The following is a 16,091-nucleotide window of genomic DNA, read 5'->3' as shown; positions in this document are numbered from 1 at the left end:
AAATTAGCTTGCGCACATCAACAGATGCGGTATCTGCGGAATCTTTGCGGCAACTCGGCCTATCTAACAGACTCGTCGGAATATCTCCTTATAATAGACGGTATATACTTAAGGAGATCGGACGCCGTTATGTGAAAGCCGAGCTCCCTCGCCGCCTCTTCGCCGGCTAGGCCGTTGACGAACGCGGCTATCGAGGCCGCCGCCATGAGGTCTCTGGCCTTAGTGGCCAAGCCGGCCACGAGCCCCGTGAGCACGTCGCCGGTGCCCCCGACCGTCATTGCCGGCGTCCCGGTTATGTTGACCTTGACCCGAACCCCGTCGCTGATCACGTCGTACCTGCCCTTCAGCAAAATCACGGCGTTTATCCTCGCCGCCTCCCCCTTCACGACGCCTATCCTCTTGTCGAGCTCTGCCGGAGGCTCGACCCCCGTCAACGCCTTGAACTCCCCCGCGTGCGGCGTAAACACGACGAGGCCGGCGGCCTTTAGGCCGGAGAGGGCCTTGATGGCGTCGGCGTCTATCACCATAGGCACCTTCCCCGATAGCTTCGAAAATATGGCCCGCACGGCCTCCTGGGTCTCCGGCTCCGTCCCTAGACCGGGCCCTATCGCCAAGACGTCCGCCTTCCGCGCTAGATCGAGCACCTTATCCACGTGGGCCGGCCTCAACCTATCGCCCGGCAGGGGGATCGCTATGAGATCCGGCGAATATGCCTTGGCCGCCGCCGCGGCGGGCTCCGGCTCTACCAGAATGGCTAGATCCACCCCGGTCCTCAACGCCGCGAGCGCCACGTACATGGGGGCCCCCGAATATTCGGCGGAGCCCCCCACTACGACCACGCGGCCGTGGTCGCCTTTCTTGGAGTCGGCCCTCCTCGCGAGGTTGAGCAGGCGGAAATCGCCGGGACCCACGTAGAGCTCAGCCTCGGGAGGTATGCCTATCCTCTCCACCACGAGCCTCCCCACGTAGGTCGCCGCCTGCGGTTGCAGGAGGCCTCTCTTGGCCTTGTGGAAGGTCACCGTGACGGACGCCTTAACAGCCTTGTCCCTCACCTCGCCCGTGTCGGGATCGAGGCCTGAGGGCACGTCGACGGCTATCTTGGGGGCCGGGGCCAGATTCATCAAATCTATGGCGGTCGAGTGCGGCTCCCTCAACTTTCCTCTGATGCCGGTGCCCAACACGGCATCGATTATGAGCTGCGCCCAGGTAAACCAGCTCTGGAGAGCCAGAAGCTCCTCGGGGGTGGCCGCCACGGCGATGCCCACGCGCGTCCTCCTCAACGCCTCGAAGTTCACCTTGGCGAGCTCCTCCCTCGGCTCCCCCAAGACGATAACCCTGACCTCCTTCCCCGCCCCGTGGAGGTGGCGGGCCGCGACCATGCCGTCGCCGCCGTTATCGCCTGTGCCAGCCACGACGAGGATTCTCTCGGCAGTGGGGAACTCGGAGAGGGCGATCCGCGCCACCGCCGCGCCGGCGTTCTCCATCAACGCCAGGCGGGGCACGCCGAGCCACTCGGCGTTTCTATCGGCGATGTACATCTCGACTGAGGTTATGGACTCCACGACACGCGATCGGCAGACTCTTTAAACATAGACGTCCCTGTGTTTTTATCCGACGTTGATAAATGTAGATGCGGGGGTGAGGCCGTGGAGATGAGGGTCAACCTCCTCGCCGTGTTGGGCTCCGACATCGGCCTCCTCGGCGAGATCGCCGCCGCGCGCATACTGCCGGGCGCTGCCCGCGGCGAGGCCGTCGCCATGCTCGTCGAGGGCCTCCTCTCGTACGAGAGGCTCCCCGCCGCCGAGCCCCGCGCAACCAGCCACTCGGGCCGGGGCTACATCTCGGCGTTTATAGAGGGCAGATGGCCCCTGCACAAGAGCTGGTTCGTCCCATCGCTGGGCCCCGACGGATATAGGCTATTCCTAGACCCCCCTAGGGGCCTTGTCAGATACGTGGGCAGAGACGACGGGAGGTTCCTCGGCATATTGAGGGCAGGCCTCGGAGAGCTCGCGCGCTACGTGGAGCGGGGGACGCCGCCGGAGCACGTCGTCGGGGCCGACTTCTCCGAGGAGGAGCGCCTCGTCGCCCGCAAGCTCCACAAGCTTGTGGACGGGTTGCCGGAGGAGGAGCAAGTAGAGATATTGGAAACTCTGAGGCAAGTCGACCTGCTGTTCGAGAAAGACGGACAGCTCTACCACGTCGAGGTGAAGACGGGCCTCCGCTTCAAGCCCTCAAAGCTGAGGCGCAAACAGATGGTGTTGGAGGCGAGGCAGAAGGTCCTCGGAGCGCTGGGGCTGAGGCCGGCCCTAGTCTACATAACGCCGGGGGAGAACTGGGAGGTCGAGGTGAGGCTTGTGGAGCCCTAGACGGCCTTGAGATCCCTACGTTCGTTGCGGCGCAATTATTGCGAAACCTCAACGGCCTTCGCCTATCTGCGGGCGGGGCCTGTAGCCGCGATGAGCAAGCCCTCCGCCCAGGCCCTTAGCCGGGATGGAGCTATGTCCTCGCCGGCCCTTGCCCCGTATAGCCGCGTCGGCCTCGCCCTTGAGGAAGCGAAGGCGGTCGGCGGGTTCGCGGAGAGCGCGGGAGAGGGAGATGGATTACTTGCTCTTGAACTTCTTGAGGCGTAAGTTGCGGCTGCCGCAACGCCTGCACTTGACGGCCTCCGGCGGGTTCTTGGCGCCGCAGTTCCTGCATACTTTGTAGTTGAAGCGGTGCTCCAGCACTATCCTCAACTTCTCGGGATCTAAAGTGATGGGCATGCCACCGCCCTACGCGGCTTTTTTAAGCTTTTCCCCGCTACGCGCCCTCCTCAACCACGTCGATGGCCTTGACGGGACAAGTCATCATGCCGCGCACGGCCTCCGGCACCAGCTCGTCCGGCACGAGGCCCTCGTAGGGCGACCCAGACCTGTATCGGGGGTTCAGCTCTGCCTTCCCCTCGGGCCCCTCTACGAATACGTCCGGCGCGAGGACGTAGCAGAGCCCGCAGGCGAAGCACTCGGAGCTGTTTATGGAGACCCGCGCCGTCATCTACGCACGTAGAACCTAGGCGGCTCTATCCTTTCGCTGTGGCATCTGGGGCATTTTGAGGGTCTCTTAAGCCTCTCCCTATCCCTGAACTCGTAGCCGCAGTTTCTGCACCTCGCGGGCACCACGGCCAACTTGAGGCCTTGCCTCTTGAGGGTCTTCGCCACGTGTTCCAGCTCGTCGTATATCTCCGACGGCGGTAGGTCGAGACCTGCGGCGTCCCTTATTTGGTACACGTCGAGGGGCTCCTGGGAGGACAGGAGGACTCTTATTATCCGCTCTCTATCGGTCAAGAACTCAGTCATTTAGTGGCCACCGCGCTCTGGAGCCACAAGAGCTTATACTTGCCCGCGCTCTTCAGAATGGCGAAGGTGAAGATGTGCTTGTCGGGACTTTCGCCGTATTTAGCCTCTATCCTCAAGAACCGGGCCCTTTCGGGCGAGTCGGCGGGATCCACGTTGGCGTCGAGATACGCCAGTTCCCTGGCCTCGAAGCCCGCGGACGCCAGCCTACTCTTGGCGCAGTCGCCGAGCTGGCCCGGGCTATCGGCGACGCAAGGCTCCTTATCGAACGCCTCCTTGACCCTTCCGTGTAGGAGGGAAATTTCGGCGGACATACGTCCCTAGACCCCTAGGGTATTTAAATACTTCAAGACGCCGAAGATAGTGTTTTAGCCTGCGCACAAGCGGAGGCGTGAGGAGGCTTGCAAGGGCTGAGCCGTGAGGAGACTGGGCGTGCCGAATTTTTAAACATATTTAGGATTTCGTACATGTGTATTGATCTCCGCGTGCCTGCCGGGGGTCCCGACACAGCCGCCGTAGCCCTTATTCTCAACGGGAAGAGCTTCCTCCTCATAAAGAGGGCCGAGAGGCCGGGCGATCCGTGGTCCGGGCAGGTCGGCTTCCCCGGCGGCCGCTGGAAGCCCGGCGAGGATCTCCTGGGCACCGCCAAGAGGGAGGTGGAGGAGGAGGTCGGCCTCAAGCTCCTCGACTCCTATTGGAGAGGCGTGATGGAGCCCGACTCGCCCATGAACGCCCCCAGTCTGAGGGTGTATCCCTTCGTCTTCCAGCCGGCGAAGATAGGCGAGATACGCCTCAGCGACGAGGTGGCGGGCTACAGATGGACCACGAAGGACGAGCTCAAGGAGGTCGAGTGGCGCGGCCGCCCCGCCTTCGAGGTCGGCGGCTGGATCGTCTGGGGCTTGACCTACCGCTTCATAAAGCGGGCGATAGCCTGCGGCATTATATAGCGCCCCGCGACGGCCGGCCTCGGGCTATATGCGGCCAGCCCACCTAAGTATGCTCTTCACTCTCTTCGCCGGATGCGGGTGAGTGGACAGGAGATCGGCCAGCGGGGATACGCGCTCTCTGGACCACTTCTGCAGGAGGTCGTCCGGGTTCGTCTCCTTGATCCGCATGGGCGGAACCGTCAACACTATGCCTCTGAAGGGGTCCACCCTCACGTTGCTCATATATATCTGGATCTTGGCGAGGGCCCGCGCCAGATACACCGCAGAGGGGCCTAGAAGGCGCGCCGCGTGGAGGTCGGCGTAGGTCTCGCGCAGTCTGTTAAACCACAGCACGAATATCTGGATGAAGAAGGTGGCGGCGGTCAGCAAGAAACCCACGGCGAGCATCACGAGGCCCAGCAACATGGCGGCCTCATCTAGGGCGGCGAAGAGCAACATCTGGCCCGTATAGAGCATGAATCCGCCTATGGATCCCAGAGCGGACGGTATAAGGCCAAGGGCTAGGACAAGCTCCATGTCGAAATGCCTCACGTGACCCACCTCGTGGGCCAACACGGCGTAGAGCTCGTTCTCGTCCAGTATGTCGAGGAGCGGCCTCGTGACGGCGACGCCTCTCCCCTGGACCAAGTTGCCGAAGGCGAAGGCGTTGGGGAACGGGTCGTCAGTCACGTAGACCCTCGGAGGCTTGACCCCGGAGCTCTCGGCTATCTTGTGCACCATGTTCTTAAGCCACGAGAACGCCGGGTCGTCAGTCACGTCGCGCGCCCCTCTGCTTATTAACACCGGCGATATGAGCCACTGGAAAAGCCAGAAGAGGGGAAGCCCCACGGCGAGGGTCCACAACGGTAGCGCCAGTACCGACATTATGATGTAGGTTACTAGGAACTCGGCGAGCACCGCGAGCGCGCCTGCGGCGGCCATCTTGAGCCACAGCGACTCCACGTGAAAAGGGACGAGTTATTATTTTTGTCGTATGTCTCTAACCCGGCCCTTGACGTCGCGTCTTTCATAGTCCGCCGGAAGAAGTCGGCCTGGACCTTTCCCTTACACGGACGTGGGCTCTGGCCGTTTCCGTGCCAGTTTGTGGGGGAATGCTTTTATAAGTGTGGCGCGTCCTCACCGTGCAGTTGGCGGACTACGCCCTTCTCGAGCACGACATAGTGGCCGGAGCCCGCCTTGTAGAAAGCTCCACCGGCTTCGCCGAGGGGACCTACGCCAGGCAGCTGGGCAACTCCACCTGCTCAACGCCAGGGAGGGCGGCGGCTATTACTAGATACGTCAGGGAGAGGGAATACGGATCGGGGGTTAAGGCGGCTGGGGGATTAGGACAAAAAGACCAGACTATTATGGAGGACACGGGCTTCGGCCTAGATCCGGCGCGGGTCAGGCTGGGGATCTCCATCCCGGAGGCCCTCGCATAATGGGGACCTGCCTCTCTATTCTGCAGAGGGCTTCGGAGGCGCGGGGGGCCATAAACGACGCCTTGAGGATTGCCAGTCGCAGATTTGAAGAGCTCAGCGACGAGGAGATATGGGCTCTGCGGTACCAGCTAATTGTGCTCGTGGAGGCCCTCGCCTCTATGTGTATGAAGTTCGCGAGGGCGGCGTGGGGCCGCGTGTTCTCCTCCTATCGCGAGTGTCTAAGGGAGGTGGATAAGAGGCTGGGGGCTGGCTGTGGAGAGGTCCTAGCCGCCTTAGTGGGTCTCCGCAACCTCCTCGTCCATAGATACTTCGCAGTAGACGACAGAGAGGTGTACGACGCAGTGAAGAGCGACTTCAAGTGCGTCCTCGAATTTATCAAGAGAGTGGAGGAAAATGCGCCCTGTCTATCAAGTTAGGCTGGACAAAGTCATTGAGGCGTTGAGGAGGGCGGCTGGCGACAGAAGGCTGGCTGTGCTCTTCGGCTCCGCCGTGGAGTCGGAGGTAGTGCACGACCTCGACGTCCTTATCGACGGCTCGGATCTGGGGGAGGCTCTCCGCCTCTCGGCTGAGATAGAGGAGGCCCTGGGCGTCCCCGCCGACGTGGTGCCCGCCGGGCTAGCGCCGCCTTGCTTGGTGGCCGAGGCCTTAACGCGGGGCGTCGTGGTGGCCGCCGACTCGGACTACTACGACGAGCTACTGTACCTCTCAGTGGGGCAGTGCCAAGACCTCAAAATTAAGCTTAGAGAAGCGGGGATTAACGTTACTTAACTTATCGCAACGCCCGTTCGGCACAGGCGCCGTATATCACGCTTCCCGATCAAGCACCTCCCCCGACTCACCCTTTACTATCACCGCTACGGCGGCTGTATTGAACTACGCGGCCGCCTTCGCCTTATCTGTTGGGCCTCTACCTGCAAAAATCAAGTCATCCCGCAGTCGTATGCCGGCCTACCCCTGTTGCCCCGGCCTCTATTGATGGCCGTATCTGCGCCTACCTCCGCTGGCATAAGGACGGCGTCAGTAGCCTTAACACTCATTTACGGCGTCTTCGACAACGTTATGCGTCTTCGGGTTGGCCCTCCCGGGCTCGGCCCTCGCCCTTTTCGTATAGCCCAAGGCGAACGCGGTAGTGAGCTCTGTCGAGCCGAGGCACCACGGCGTCGTCGGCGGCTGTTGCGGCGAGGCTCCAGCCGCCGAGCATGGCCGTAGTCGCATATCTGTCGGCCTCCTCGCGGACGCTTGCACGCCCCTATTAACGCAAGCGTCAATCTCGGTGGCCGCCGCGCTCTCGCTTATCACGTAGGCTAATCGTTTTAAAGAGGAGATAGGCGCGTCACGTGTTGTTGCTGTACGGCTTCGGCGGAGTCGGCAGGACCTTCGTCGACGTGGTTCGATCCAGGACCGAGCTCAAGATATCTGCGGTATTCGACAGCAGAGGCGGCGTAGTTAAGTGCGGGGGCTTCGAGCGGCCCGAGATAGAGGCCTTGTTGAGAGCGCCGAGGGGCGGCGTGTCCAGATCAGGCGTGGGCAAGCCGGCCTCCCTCGAGGAGGCCTTCAAATGCGCCGAGATATTAGTGGACGTCAGCCCGCCCAACTACGTGGACGGGGAACCCGCGCTGTCCGTGTACCGCTCCGCCCTAGGGGCCGGCCTCTCGATAGTCACTGCCAACAAGGCCCCGCTGGCCCTCCGCTTTGCGGAGTTCGAGGAGAGGCCGGTCTACTACAAGGCTACGGTGATGGCCGGCACGCCGGTGGTGGATCTGGCGCTGGGCCTCCGGGGACAGAAGGCGCTGAGGATACGCGGCATATTGAATGGGACCACCAACTACATCCTCAGCAGAGTCGACCTCGACGGCCTCAGCTTCGCCGAGGCCTTAGAGGAGGCGAAGGCGAAGGGATACGTCGAGCCTGACCCCGCCATAGACCTAGAGGGGGTAGACGCGGCCGCGAAGCTGGTCATTCTGGCCAACACTCTGGGCGCTAGGCTTTCCCTCGGCCAAGTGCGCCGCGAGCCTCTAAGACATCTAGGGCCTCGAACAAAATACGTGGCCGAGGCCGATCTGGAGGCCGGGACTGCCAGAGTGGCCCCGGTCCAGCTAAAGCCAGACGACCCCCTCCTCCTAGCCCGCTACACGACCAACGCCGTTGAGATAGCCACTGAGGTCAACGAGGTGAGGGTGTACGGCAAGGGGGCCGGCAGACTGGAGACCAGCCTAGCCCTACTAAACGACGTGTTGAGGGCCGCGAGGGAGCGGAGATGGAGATAGGCGCGGTGTATTCCGCCTTCCTCTACCTATCCCTATTGCTGTTCCTGGCGGCGGTCTTGAGGTATCTCTTGCGGAGGCTCAGGATACCAGGGCTCGTCGCGGGGATCGCGGCCGGGATGGTCCTAAGCCCGACGTTGCTGGGCGGCCTCCTAAACGGCATTATAGGCGCGCCTATCTTCCAACTGAACGACTACATAAGGTTTATGGCGGACTTCTCGGTGATCTTGATAATATTCGCGGCGGGCCTCGAGGAAGGGCTGGCGCCGCTTAGGTCGGCCGGCGCGCTCGGCGCCGCGGGCGCCGTGTTCGGCGCCTTGTTGCCGTTTATCGCGGGCTACGCGGCCTACAGCGGATACGTAGGCAGGGACGTAGCGCTATATATGGGCGTAAGCCTCGGCGCGACCAGCCTGGCCGCCGCCTCGGCGATATTGTTAGAACGGGGAGTTAAGGGCAGGGGCGCTTATTTCCTCACGGCCGCCGCGGCGATAGACGACGTCGTGGCCTTCCTCCTGCTCTCGGTCGTCAACGTGTTGATAGTTGCCGGACATCTGTCGGTCGCCGAGCTGTTGGGCACAGTAGCGGTATACGTAGCCGCGTGGATAGTCATATTGGCGTCCTCGCTGGCCATACTCAAACTTGTGGGGAGGAGGATTAGGGACGAGTACTCCTACGAGTTCTCTCTGCTCGTGATATTCGGGCTGACCGCCATCATGGTGGTCTTGGGCTTTTCGCCGATAATAGCGGCATTCATCGCCGGGGTGGCCGTGGCCGAGGGCCTCAGCAAGGAGAATATAAAGAGGTTGACAGACGCGCTGCTAGAGGTCTTCGGCCCCATATTCTTCGTCGTGGTGGGCGCCGAGAGCGATCTGTCGGACATAGGCCTCGGCGGCCTCGTCATGGGCCTAGCCCTAACCGCCATAGCCGTAGTCTTCAAGATAGTCGGCGTGTTTCCGTTCGCCTATCTCTACACGCGCGACGTAAAGGCGTCAGTCGCCGTCTCGCTCGGGATGGTCCCTAGGGGAGAGACTGGGCTAGCCATAGCCGCTCTGGGGCTGGAAGCGGGCATCTTGACCGGCGGGGAGTTCACGGCGGTGGTCCTGATGGGGCTTTTGACGACCGTGATAGGCGCCGTGGCGTTCTCCAGAGCGCAGAGCTGGCTCTAGGACTAGGCCCAGAGCCCCGATTTCACCAACAGCTCCGCCGCCAATATCGCGTTGCCGGCGGCGCCCCTTATCGTGTTGTGGCCCAACGCGACGAACGCCAGCTTTCTAGGCGCGAGCTTCCTGATACGGCCGACGACTACCGACATCCCTCTGCCGGCCATTCTGTCGAGCCGGGGCTGGGGCCTATCTATGGCTCTTGTGGGGATCACGGGCTGGGGAGGCGCCGTGGGGAGGCCGAGCTCTTGAGGAACGCTTCTGAATCTGGCCATGAGCTCGACCACGGCCTCCACGTCGAAGTCCTTCACGGTATCTACGTAGATCGCCTCCGTATGCCCGTCTAGGACCGGGACGCGGGTCGTCGTGGCGTAGATCTCCAGATCTGCCTTGAAGATCTTCCTGGTCTCGTTGACTATCTTCTCCTCTTCCCCCTTGATATATGGTATCAAGTTGTCGAGGATAGCCACCGAGGGTACGCCGGCGTAGCCCGCGCCGGTGACCGCCTGCATGGTCACCACGTGTATCTTGGACACTCCTAACTCGTCGAGGACGGGCTTGAGCGGGAGGTCCAATATGGTCGTGCTGCAGTTCGGCTTCTTTATGATGAGGCCGCTCCAGCCGCGCCGCGCCCTCTGCTCCTTGACGAGGGACAGATCGTCGGGGTTCACCTCCGGTATCAGGAGGGGGACGTCGGGCTCGAGCCTCATGTTGCTGGAGTTGCTGACTACGACATAGCCCCGCCTCGCCATCTCCGGCTCGACCCTGGCGGCCACCTCGGAGGGAAGCGCCGAGAATATCACGTCGACCTTAGGGAGGGAGTCGACGTCGAGCTTGTCTATCTTCAGCTCGGCGGCCTTACTAGGCATGGGGGTCTCGAGCACCCAGTTTATCTCGCCGTATCTCCTCCCCGCGCTCCTCTCGGAAGCGGCGACGCCCACCAGCTCGAACCAGGGGTGGTCCGCCAGCAACTGCACGTAACGTTGCCCGACCAGCCCCGTGGCGCCGACGACGTACGCCCTCAGTTTATCCATACCAACTTCTCGAAGTAGGGCTTGACGAAGAGGTCGTGTGCCCACTTGGGAGGCATGGGCACCTGGGCGGCGAATCTGCTCACGTATTCGCCCCCGAGCTTCACAATCTCCTCGGCCTCCAGCCCCACGACGCAGGAGCCCTCGCCGCATCTGAGGACGACCTTATAGGGCGGCGGCGCGTAGAAGTTGCCTATGACGGTGCCCCTGCTCCAGTAGTTCCGCACCTCGACGTACATGCCTCCCGAGACCGGCTCGAAGGTTCTGGGGTGGAAGTTCTTGGCGCCGAGTCTCGCGGCCTCCACGGCCTCCTCGACGGACATCATGGGGAGGATTTTTGCCTCGGGCACTTCCTGCGGATTGGCGGTCATCACGCCGGGCGAGTCCGTTACGAGCACCACTTGCCTATATCCGAGGAGCTTGGCGAGGAACGTCGCCGTGTAGTCGCTCCCGCCCCTACCCACGGTCGTGAACCTGCCGTCCTTGGTTCTGCCTATAAACCCCGTCACAACCGCTATGCCCTCGTGCCCGTCTATCTCAGACGCCAGGCTGCGGTCCTCCAGAGGCCTCGCGTTGCCGAACGAGTCGTCGGTAACTATCGGCGCAACGAAGAGCTTGCTGTCGAAGCCCATCCTCTTGAGCAGCCCGTTCATTATCGTCGCGGATAGCCGCTCCCCGAACGACATGAAGTAGTCCAGCACGTCCGGGCCCTCGGGGAGCTCCAGGGCGGCTCTCAGCTCCTTGAGGAGGGGCTCCACGCCGGATACGCCCAGCCTCTTCGCTATCTCCACATGTATGTCCCGGATCGCCTCGTAGAGGCTCTCGTACCTGGTCTTGTAGAGCTCTATCAACATGTCCGTCACGCCCTTCACCGCCGAGACGACCACGACAGGCGACTCGTAGGACGAGAGGAACTTGGCGGCCTCCACGAAATGCTGGGCGCTTCTGAGCAGAGACCCCCCTATCTTTACGACGGCCCTCATCGGCTCAACACGGAGACCAGCTCTTCTTGAGACGCAACGGGGGTTGTCCTCACCTCGACGACGTCGGGATCCTTGAGGGCGTGGCCTGTGACTACCGCGACGGAGATCCCGGGGAGGTCCAACGCTAGGGCGCCGGCCACCGAGGCGGCTCCGGCAGGCTCCGCGCCGACCCCGTCCACTCTGGCGAGGGCTAGCTGGGCCCTCAAGATGTCCGCGTCGTCGACCTCCACGAACATCCCGCCGGATTCCCTCACGGCTATAAAAGCCTTAACCCAATTGACGGGCTTCCCGATTCTTATGGCCGACGCGATAGTGCTGGGCGACTCGACGAACAACGGGCTTTGCGACCCCTCGCGCCAAGCGCGGGCCAGCGGCGCCGCGCCGGCCGCCTGGACCCCGATCATCCTCGGCAACTTGTTGCAGAGCCCGAGCTCTCCGAGCTCCCTAAAGCCTTTCCATATAGCATATATATTTCCAGCGTTCCCCACAGGGACCACTATATTGTCGGGGCACCCCAGCTCCTCGTACACCTCGTAGGCGAGCGTCTTCTGGCCCTCCAGCCTCCACGGGTTGAAGCTGTTGAGGGGGTACGCGTACCTGGTGCCGTACTCAACGACTAGGCTAAGCGCCTTGTCGAAATACCCCTCGACGGCGAGGATCTCGGCGCCGTGTAGGGCCGCCTGCACGAGCTTTCCTCTGGCCACATTTCCCCTGGGCAGAACGACGTAGGCCTTGAGGCCGGCCCTAGCCGCGTAGGCGGCGGCAGAGGCTGCGGTGTTGCCGGTCGACGCGACGATGACCTTGTTTGCCCCCGCCTCTCTAGCCACCGTCACGCCGAGCGCCATCCCCCTGTCCTTGAAGCTGCCAGTTGGGTTTGCTCCCTCGAATTTGACCCAGAGATTCCTCTTAAGCCGGGACTCCACCAATGGAGTTCTCCCCTCGCCCATAGTGACGCCGGCCTTCATGGGCAACATAGTGGCGTAGCGCCATATCCCCGAGCCCTTAGGCGCCCAGTACTTTCCCTTGACGACCACGTCCAGGAGGCCGCCGCATCTGGGGCATCTGAACAGCCTGAAATCGGGGCCGTATTCGGCCCCGCAGACGACGCACTTCAGGACGACTTCGTTATTGTCCCCGAAGGCATATCCGACGAAACGTCGGGCTATATAAACTTTGCCGCCACACTGGGCCGTATTATAGCGGCTATATACCACAGTTGTCAGACGCCAATTCTACTTAAATTAATTTTTAAAATGTATATAAAATCAATTTAATTGATATATAATACCAATTAATATGTTTAGCATAAAGAAATTATTCTAGACATATATAGAATGTGTGATATAGTGTAGAAAACAGCGTTGGTTATCTACCGCCGCAGACCCATCTGGCCAGATCGCCCAACAGCGCCTGGTTATTGCCCAGCCTCACGAAATCGGGGAGGAACGAGGTCACGGTGCCCACGACGGTCACGTTGCCTCTCTGCAACACCACGGCGTATCTGCCGGCGCCGAAGCCCAGGAGATGGGCGTCGACATAGACGCCCACGCCGGAGCCCGATATGGCGGCCGGCGTGAAGAAGACGTAGTCTCCGTCGCCCAGCTCCGTAGAGTTGACGTATCTAGTCGACACGAACTGCCAGTTGCCCGTCAAGGCCGTTAAGCCGGCGCTCGCGTTGTAGAGGTAGCCGTCCATCACAACCATGCCGAAAGGCGTCAGCAGCTCGTCTAGATATGCGGGCAAAGGAGGGCTGGAGGTTATGTAGATAGAGTTAGCGAGCCGCGGGTCGTAGAAGACGAGCAGACGGCCGCCGGAAGCCGTGAAGGACTCTACGGCATCCACAGACGCCGAGGAGTAAGGCGACGACGGGTTGACGATTACGAGACCTGTGGCGTTCTTGAGCAAGCTCCTGAGATCGTTGCTGGTGGTCGCGAACGCGACGGTGCAGTTGTAGAGGACAAGCTTCGACGCAAACGCCTGGACGAACTGCTCCGGGATCAAGTTTCCGTGGCTGAGATCGAAGAGGACATATCTGCCCGCAGGCTTGACTTGCGACACATTGAACTTAGGCACGCTTTGGTTCACGTCGAGTTGGACCGCGCCGGGGTAGATGTAGAACACTGGGTTCAGCGTAGAGTTGGCCAACAGCCCTAGAGGCACCTTTGCCTGCGTCATGGCCAGTCCGCTACAGTTCGGCGGAGATATCCCGTAGTAGGAGTATATGGAGACGACCGAGTAAGAGGTCAGCCCCAGGGATCTGGCCATATCGGCCACAGCGTCGGCCAGCCCCCCGATCTTGTCTATAAGGCCTATCCTCAACGCCTCCTGGGCTGTGAAGAGCCTCCCAGTCGCGAGCAAGTCGGCCGAGGCGTTGAGCCTATCGCCCCTGCTCTTGAGCACCACGGAGAGGAAGCTGGCGGCTGCCTGGTCCACGGAGTCGTAGTAGCCGAACAGAGACATGCCGAACAGCTTCTCGTATCCCGACGGGAAGATCTCGAGAGGTATCGGCGTCCAGAAGACGGCGGGGTTTATTACGGCCCAAGCGCCTATGTTGCCCACGAGGGAGCCTGGAGACGCGTAGATCTTCTCGGCGGCCATGGAGACGTAGAAGGCCCCCGAGGCGTCGAGGCCGGAGACGACGGCGTATACGGGCTTGCCTAGGCCCTTGAGGGCGCCGTAGAGGGCCTCCGTGGCGTCCAGCGTGCCGCCTGGAGAGTCTATATAGAGTATGATCCCGGCCACGTCGCTTGAGTTGAGCCTCAGTATATAGGGCAGTAGCGGGTTGACCCAGCAACTGGTGAGCGGCGCCGTGATCGGTATCACCACTATCCGCTCTTTCTGGGGCGGCGCCGCCAGCTGGACAGGCCGCTGTTGTTGGGTGGCCACTATGACCAACACGGCCGCCACGCTTATCGCGGCGAGTATTAGCGCCGCCAGAGCTGTTCTATCTTCGGCCATGGCCACCACAACGATCTTTATAAAAAGCTTAGAGGCTACACATCGGCGCGCCGCACGCCGAGCCAGACCAGGTAGCACTCCCTATGCCCGAAGCGCTCCGCGTCGCCCACCTCGGCCGCCACCTCGCGCGGAGCGGGCCCCTTCAGGAAAATCATGTCGTCGTCGTACCCGCATGTGGCTCTCAAGAGAACGTCCCTCGTCTTCTTGTCGAGCTCCCGCCATCGGTACCCCACATATCCGAGGGACCCGAAGAGGGCCTTGGCCGCCGCGTTGTCCTCCGTCGTCGTCGCGGCGTAGGCGTCTGACTTGCAAGCCCTCTCGACGGTCGTTATCAAGATCTTGCCCACGCCGCGTCTCCTATACTCTCTCAGCACCGCCACGTAGTAGTGCACGCAGAGATCCACGGCCAGCCTGATCTTGTAGAAGATCTCGGCGCCTATTGGCCGGCCGCCGAGCAAGGCCACGGCCACGTCGCCTAAGCCGTCGGCCACCACAGCTCTGGCGTATTCCAGAGCCCTGCCGTATTCTCTGGCAAGTATGTCCAGAGCCTTTTCGAGATACCTCCTCCCGATCTCTACTACGGGACCTTGTGCCTCAGCCTCGACCATGAGAGCGCGGCGGCCAGCGCCATTATGATGGAGGAGGCTGTGAAGGCGGCGTGGAGGCTGGCCACGAAGGGCTCCATGTACTGGGGGCTCAACGTGGTCAGGCCGGCGAAGATCTGGAAAGCCACGTCGCGGGGCACGGCGGCCGACGAAACCGCTATTGCTATGGAGAAGCTCAGGACCATGCCGATATTGCCCAGAGTCCTTGACGTGCCCGACGCGGCGCCGTACCAGCGGCGCGGCACGTCCCACATCACGAGCTTGCCGTTTGACGAGAAGAAGAGCGCCGCGCCTATGCCGTTGAGCGCAGATATGGCGGTCACCAAGTAGAGCGGGGTGTCGACCGCCAGCAAGGATCTAAATAGCAGATAGGCCAAGATCTGGAGGCTCAAGCCCATCGACGCGACTATCCTAGGGTCGTGAGAGTCCGCCAGCCTTCCGCCGAGGGAGGCGGTCACGCTGCCCAGCAAATATCCTGGGACCAGCCAGAGGGACGCCGTGAACGGGTCGAGCCCCCGCACTCCCTGCAGGTACATAGTCAGGAGAAAGAGGGTGGCGTAGTTGGCGGTAGTCTGCGACATGAGCGAGATGGCGGATAGCGTGAAGAGCCTCGTCTTTATGAGGTCGGGCGGGACTATGGGCTCGGCGGATCTCGTCTCGGCCAGGGCGAAGATCGCCAACAGCGCCGTGGCCGCGGCCGCCTCTAGGACCACCGACGTCGAGAAGCCGGCCGCAGCGTACTCCAGCCCAGCCAGCGAGTAGAGGGTCAGGGAAGCCCCTAGGAGGAGGGAGCCCGCCACGTCGAACCTCCTCCTGGTCCTTTCGCCGAGGTCTTCCAGATATTTGCGGCCCAGCGCGAAGCCGGCGAACGCTATGGGCACGTTTATGTAGAAGTTCCAGCGCCATCCCCAAAACGTCGTGATTAGACCGCCCGCGAATATGCCCGCGACGGCGCCGAGGTTCCACACTGCGGACGACCAGCCGAAGGCCCACCCCCTACGCTCGGGCGGGAAGTAATCGGAGATCAACGCCATGGACGTGGCCGACATGAGGGCTCCGCCGATGGCCTGGACGACTCTAAAGGCGACGAGCTCCGCCGCGCTGGTCGAGGCCCCTACGAGAGCGCTCCCGAGCCCGAACAACAACATGCCTAGGTTGAACACTCTCGGCTTGCCCTCGAGATCGCCTAGCCTGCCCGCCTGCGTCGACAACACGGTGACGACCAATATGTAGGATATGATGGCCCACACAACGGCGTCTAGGGGCGCGTGCAAGTCCTCCATCATTGCCGGAAGAGCCAGGACGACTATGGTCGCGTCTAGGGCGACCATCAAGGTCGACATCAGTATTATGGAGAAGGCGAGGCCGCGCCTCATAGCCCCGATATATC

18 protein-coding genes and 1 pseudogene are annotated in these 16,091 nt (G+C 61.9%); 7 read left to right on the top strand and 12 right to left on the bottom strand.

Translation table 11 applies throughout. From position 1 onward, the window contains the following. Positions 1 to 59: 59 nt before the first annotated feature. Positions 60 to 1,562, bottom strand: coding sequence for a bifunctional ADP-dependent NAD(P)H-hydrate dehydratase/NAD(P)H-hydrate epimerase (locus TUZN_RS07130; protein ID WP_013680286.1), 1,503 nt, complete (start codon positions 1,560 to 1,562; stop codon positions 60 to 62). A 90-nt stretch (positions 1,563 to 1,652) separates the two neighbouring features. Here TUZN_RS07130 and TUZN_RS07125 point away from each other — a divergent pair, with 90 nt between their 5' ends. Further along, the gene (locus TUZN_RS07125) at positions 1,653 to 2,366 is read left to right on the top strand and encodes a hypothetical protein (protein WP_237698290.1); all 714 of its coding nucleotides are present in this window, start codon (positions 1,653 to 1,655) and stop codon (positions 2,364 to 2,366) included. A 234-nt stretch (positions 2,367 to 2,600) separates the two neighbouring features. Here the strand turns inward: TUZN_RS07125 and TUZN_RS07120 are convergent, their stop codons facing one another. The 4 genes from TUZN_RS07120 to TUZN_RS07105 are packed head-to-tail and all read right to left on the bottom strand — an operon-like array spanning position 2,601 to position 3,646. After that, a complete protein-coding gene (locus TUZN_RS07120) occupies positions 2,601 to 2,762 on the bottom strand; it encodes a 50S ribosomal protein L40e (RefSeq protein WP_013680284.1) in 162 nt (53 codons plus the stop codon). 37 nt (positions 2,763 to 2,799) lie between these two features. Further along, positions 2,800 to 3,033 carry a ferredoxin gene (locus TUZN_RS07115; protein ID WP_013680283.1) on the bottom strand — a complete coding sequence of 78 codons (234 nt, stop codon included), beginning with the start codon at positions 3,031 to 3,033 and terminating at the stop codon, positions 2,800 to 2,802. Further along, positions 3,030 to 3,335, bottom strand: a complete 306-nt coding sequence (locus TUZN_RS07110) for a transcriptional regulator (protein ID WP_013680282.1) — start codon at positions 3,333 to 3,335, stop codon at positions 3,030 to 3,032. Before TUZN_RS07110 ends, TUZN_RS07115 begins: the two co-directional genes overlap by 4 nt. Further along, entirely contained in the window at positions 3,332 to 3,646 is a 315-nt protein-coding gene (locus TUZN_RS07105) for a hypothetical protein (protein WP_013680281.1), read from the bottom strand. Before TUZN_RS07105 ends, TUZN_RS07110 begins: the two co-directional genes overlap by 4 nt. Before the next feature lie 153 nt (positions 3,647 to 3,799). Here TUZN_RS07105 and TUZN_RS07100 point away from each other — a divergent pair, with 153 nt between their 5' ends. Then, positions 3,800 to 4,279 (top strand): NUDIX hydrolase, encoded by a 480-nt coding sequence (locus tag TUZN_RS07100; protein ID WP_052886158.1) that lies wholly within the window; start codon positions 3,800 to 3,802, stop codon positions 4,277 to 4,279. 24 nt (positions 4,280 to 4,303) lie between these two features. Here the strand turns inward: TUZN_RS07100 and TUZN_RS07095 are convergent, their stop codons facing one another. Next, the gene (locus tag TUZN_RS07095; RefSeq protein WP_052886320.1) at positions 4,304 to 5,200 is read right to left on the bottom strand and encodes a zinc metalloprotease HtpX; all 897 of its coding nucleotides are present in this window, start codon (positions 5,198 to 5,200) and stop codon (positions 4,304 to 4,306) included. Between the two features lie 230 nt (positions 5,201 to 5,430). Between TUZN_RS07095 and TUZN_RS07090 the strand changes: the two are divergent. The 5 genes and pseudogenes from TUZN_RS07090 to TUZN_RS07065 form a co-directional block, all read left to right on the top strand. Beyond that, positions 5,431 to 5,700, top strand: a pseudogene (locus TUZN_RS07090) (deoxyribose-phosphate aldolase); the annotation flags it as partial. Further along, positions 5,700 to 6,116 carry a DUF86 domain-containing protein gene (locus tag TUZN_RS07085; protein WP_013680277.1) on the top strand — a complete coding sequence of 139 codons (417 nt, stop codon included), beginning with the start codon at positions 5,700 to 5,702 and terminating at the stop codon, positions 6,114 to 6,116. The pseudogene TUZN_RS07090 and the gene TUZN_RS07085, both read left to right, overlap by 1 nt. Beyond that, positions 6,094 to 6,468 (top strand): nucleotidyltransferase domain-containing protein, encoded by a 375-nt coding sequence (locus TUZN_RS07080; protein ID WP_013680276.1) that lies wholly within the window; start codon positions 6,094 to 6,096, stop codon positions 6,466 to 6,468. Before TUZN_RS07085 ends, TUZN_RS07080 begins: the two co-directional genes overlap by 23 nt. Positions 6,469 to 7,037: 569 nt before the next feature. Further along, positions 7,038 to 7,967 carry a homoserine dehydrogenase gene (locus TUZN_RS07070; protein ID WP_013680274.1) on the top strand — a complete coding sequence of 310 codons (930 nt, stop codon included), beginning with the start codon at positions 7,038 to 7,040 and terminating at the stop codon, positions 7,965 to 7,967. After that, complete coding sequence (locus TUZN_RS07065) at positions 7,958 to 9,130, top strand: cation:proton antiporter (protein WP_013680273.1); 1,173 nt, start codon at positions 7,958 to 7,960, stop codon at positions 9,128 to 9,130. Before TUZN_RS07070 ends, TUZN_RS07065 begins: the two co-directional genes overlap by 10 nt. A gap of 2 nt (positions 9,131 to 9,132) precedes the next feature. On the opposite strand, the gene asd is transcribed toward TUZN_RS07065, so the two are convergent. From asd to TUZN_RS07035, 6 genes are all read right to left on the bottom strand, one after another. Then, complete coding sequence (gene asd / locus TUZN_RS07060) at positions 9,133 to 10,158, bottom strand: aspartate-semialdehyde dehydrogenase (RefSeq protein WP_013680272.1); 1,026 nt, start codon at positions 10,156 to 10,158, stop codon at positions 9,133 to 9,135. Further along, on the bottom strand, positions 10,146 to 11,138 hold the full coding sequence (locus TUZN_RS07055; RefSeq protein WP_013680271.1) for an amino acid kinase family protein: 993 nt from the start codon (positions 11,136 to 11,138) through the stop codon (positions 10,146 to 10,148). Before TUZN_RS07055 ends, asd begins: the two co-directional genes overlap by 13 nt. Further along, a complete protein-coding gene (gene thrC / locus TUZN_RS07050) occupies positions 11,135 to 12,352 on the bottom strand; it encodes a threonine synthase (protein ID WP_013680270.1) in 1,218 nt (405 codons plus the stop codon). Before thrC ends, TUZN_RS07055 begins: the two co-directional genes overlap by 4 nt. Before the next feature lie 151 nt (positions 12,353 to 12,503). Then, entirely contained in the window at positions 12,504 to 14,096 is a 1,593-nt protein-coding gene (locus TUZN_RS07045) for a S49 family peptidase (RefSeq protein ID WP_052886155.1), read from the bottom strand. 35 nt (positions 14,097 to 14,131) lie between these two features. Beyond that, entirely contained in the window at positions 14,132 to 14,704 is a 573-nt protein-coding gene (locus TUZN_RS07040; protein ID WP_013680268.1) for a GNAT family N-acetyltransferase, read from the bottom strand. Next, positions 14,674 to 16,077, bottom strand: coding sequence for an MFS transporter (locus tag TUZN_RS07035; RefSeq protein ID WP_013680267.1), 1,404 nt, complete (start codon positions 16,075 to 16,077; stop codon positions 14,674 to 14,676). Before TUZN_RS07035 ends, TUZN_RS07040 begins: the two co-directional genes overlap by 31 nt. Positions 16,078 to 16,091: the final 14 nt, after the last annotated feature.

The sequence above is a fragment of the Thermoproteus uzoniensis 768-20 genome, from assembly GCF_000193375.1.
Taxonomy (GTDB): Archaea; Thermoproteota; Thermoprotei; order Thermoproteales; family Thermoproteaceae; genus Thermoproteus; species Thermoproteus uzoniensis_A.
Note: the sequence above shows the minus strand (reverse complement) of the source record. Positions and strands in the feature narration are given on the sequence as shown.

Bases quoted from the DNA above. Each gene is read 5' to 3' on its own strand.
- TUZN_RS07125 (WP_237698290.1), top strand. From the start codon at position 1,653: ATGAGGGTCAACCTCCTCGCCGTGTTGGGCTCCGACATCGGCCTCCTC.
- TUZN_RS07120 (WP_013680284.1), bottom strand. From the start codon at position 2,762: ATGCCCATCACTTTAGATCCCGAGAAGTTGAGGATAGTGCTGGAGCAC.
- TUZN_RS07115 (WP_013680283.1), bottom strand. From the start codon at position 3,033: ATGACGGCGCGGGTCTCCATAAACAGCTCCGAGTGCTTCGCCTGCGGG.
- TUZN_RS07110 (WP_013680282.1), bottom strand. From the start codon at position 3,335: ATGACTGAGTTCTTGACCGATAGAGAGCGGATAATAAGAGTCCTCCTG.
- TUZN_RS07105 (WP_013680281.1), bottom strand. From the start codon at position 3,646: ATGTCCGCCGAAATTTCCCTCCTACACGGAAGGGTCAAGGAGGCGTTC.
- TUZN_RS07100 (WP_052886158.1), top strand. From the start codon at position 3,800: ATGTGTATTGATCTCCGCGTGCCTGCCGGGGGTCCCGACACAGCCGCC.
- TUZN_RS07095 (WP_052886320.1), bottom strand. From the start codon at position 5,200: ATGGCCGCCGCAGGCGCGCTCGCGGTGCTCGCCGAGTTCCTAGTAACC.
- TUZN_RS07085 (WP_013680277.1), top strand. From the start codon at position 5,700: ATGGGGACCTGCCTCTCTATTCTGCAGAGGGCTTCGGAGGCGCGGGGG.
- TUZN_RS07080 (WP_013680276.1), top strand. From the start codon at position 6,094: ATGCGCCCTGTCTATCAAGTTAGGCTGGACAAAGTCATTGAGGCGTTG.
- TUZN_RS07065 (WP_013680273.1), top strand. From the start codon at position 7,958: ATGGAGATAGGCGCGGTGTATTCCGCCTTCCTCTACCTATCCCTATTG.
- asd (WP_013680272.1), bottom strand. From the start codon at position 10,158: ATGGATAAACTGAGGGCGTACGTCGTCGGCGCCACGGGGCTGGTCGGG.
- TUZN_RS07055 (WP_013680271.1), bottom strand. From the start codon at position 11,138: ATGAGGGCCGTCGTAAAGATAGGGGGGTCTCTGCTCAGAAGCGCCCAG.
- TUZN_RS07045 (WP_052886155.1), bottom strand. From the start codon at position 14,096: ATGGCCGAAGATAGAACAGCTCTGGCGGCGCTAATACTCGCCGCGATA.
- TUZN_RS07040 (WP_013680268.1), bottom strand. From the start codon at position 14,704: ATGGTCGAGGCTGAGGCACAAGGTCCCGTAGTAGAGATCGGGAGGAGG.
- TUZN_RS07035 (WP_013680267.1), bottom strand. From the start codon at position 16,077: ATGAGGCGCGGCCTCGCCTTCTCCATAATACTGATGTCGACCTTGATG.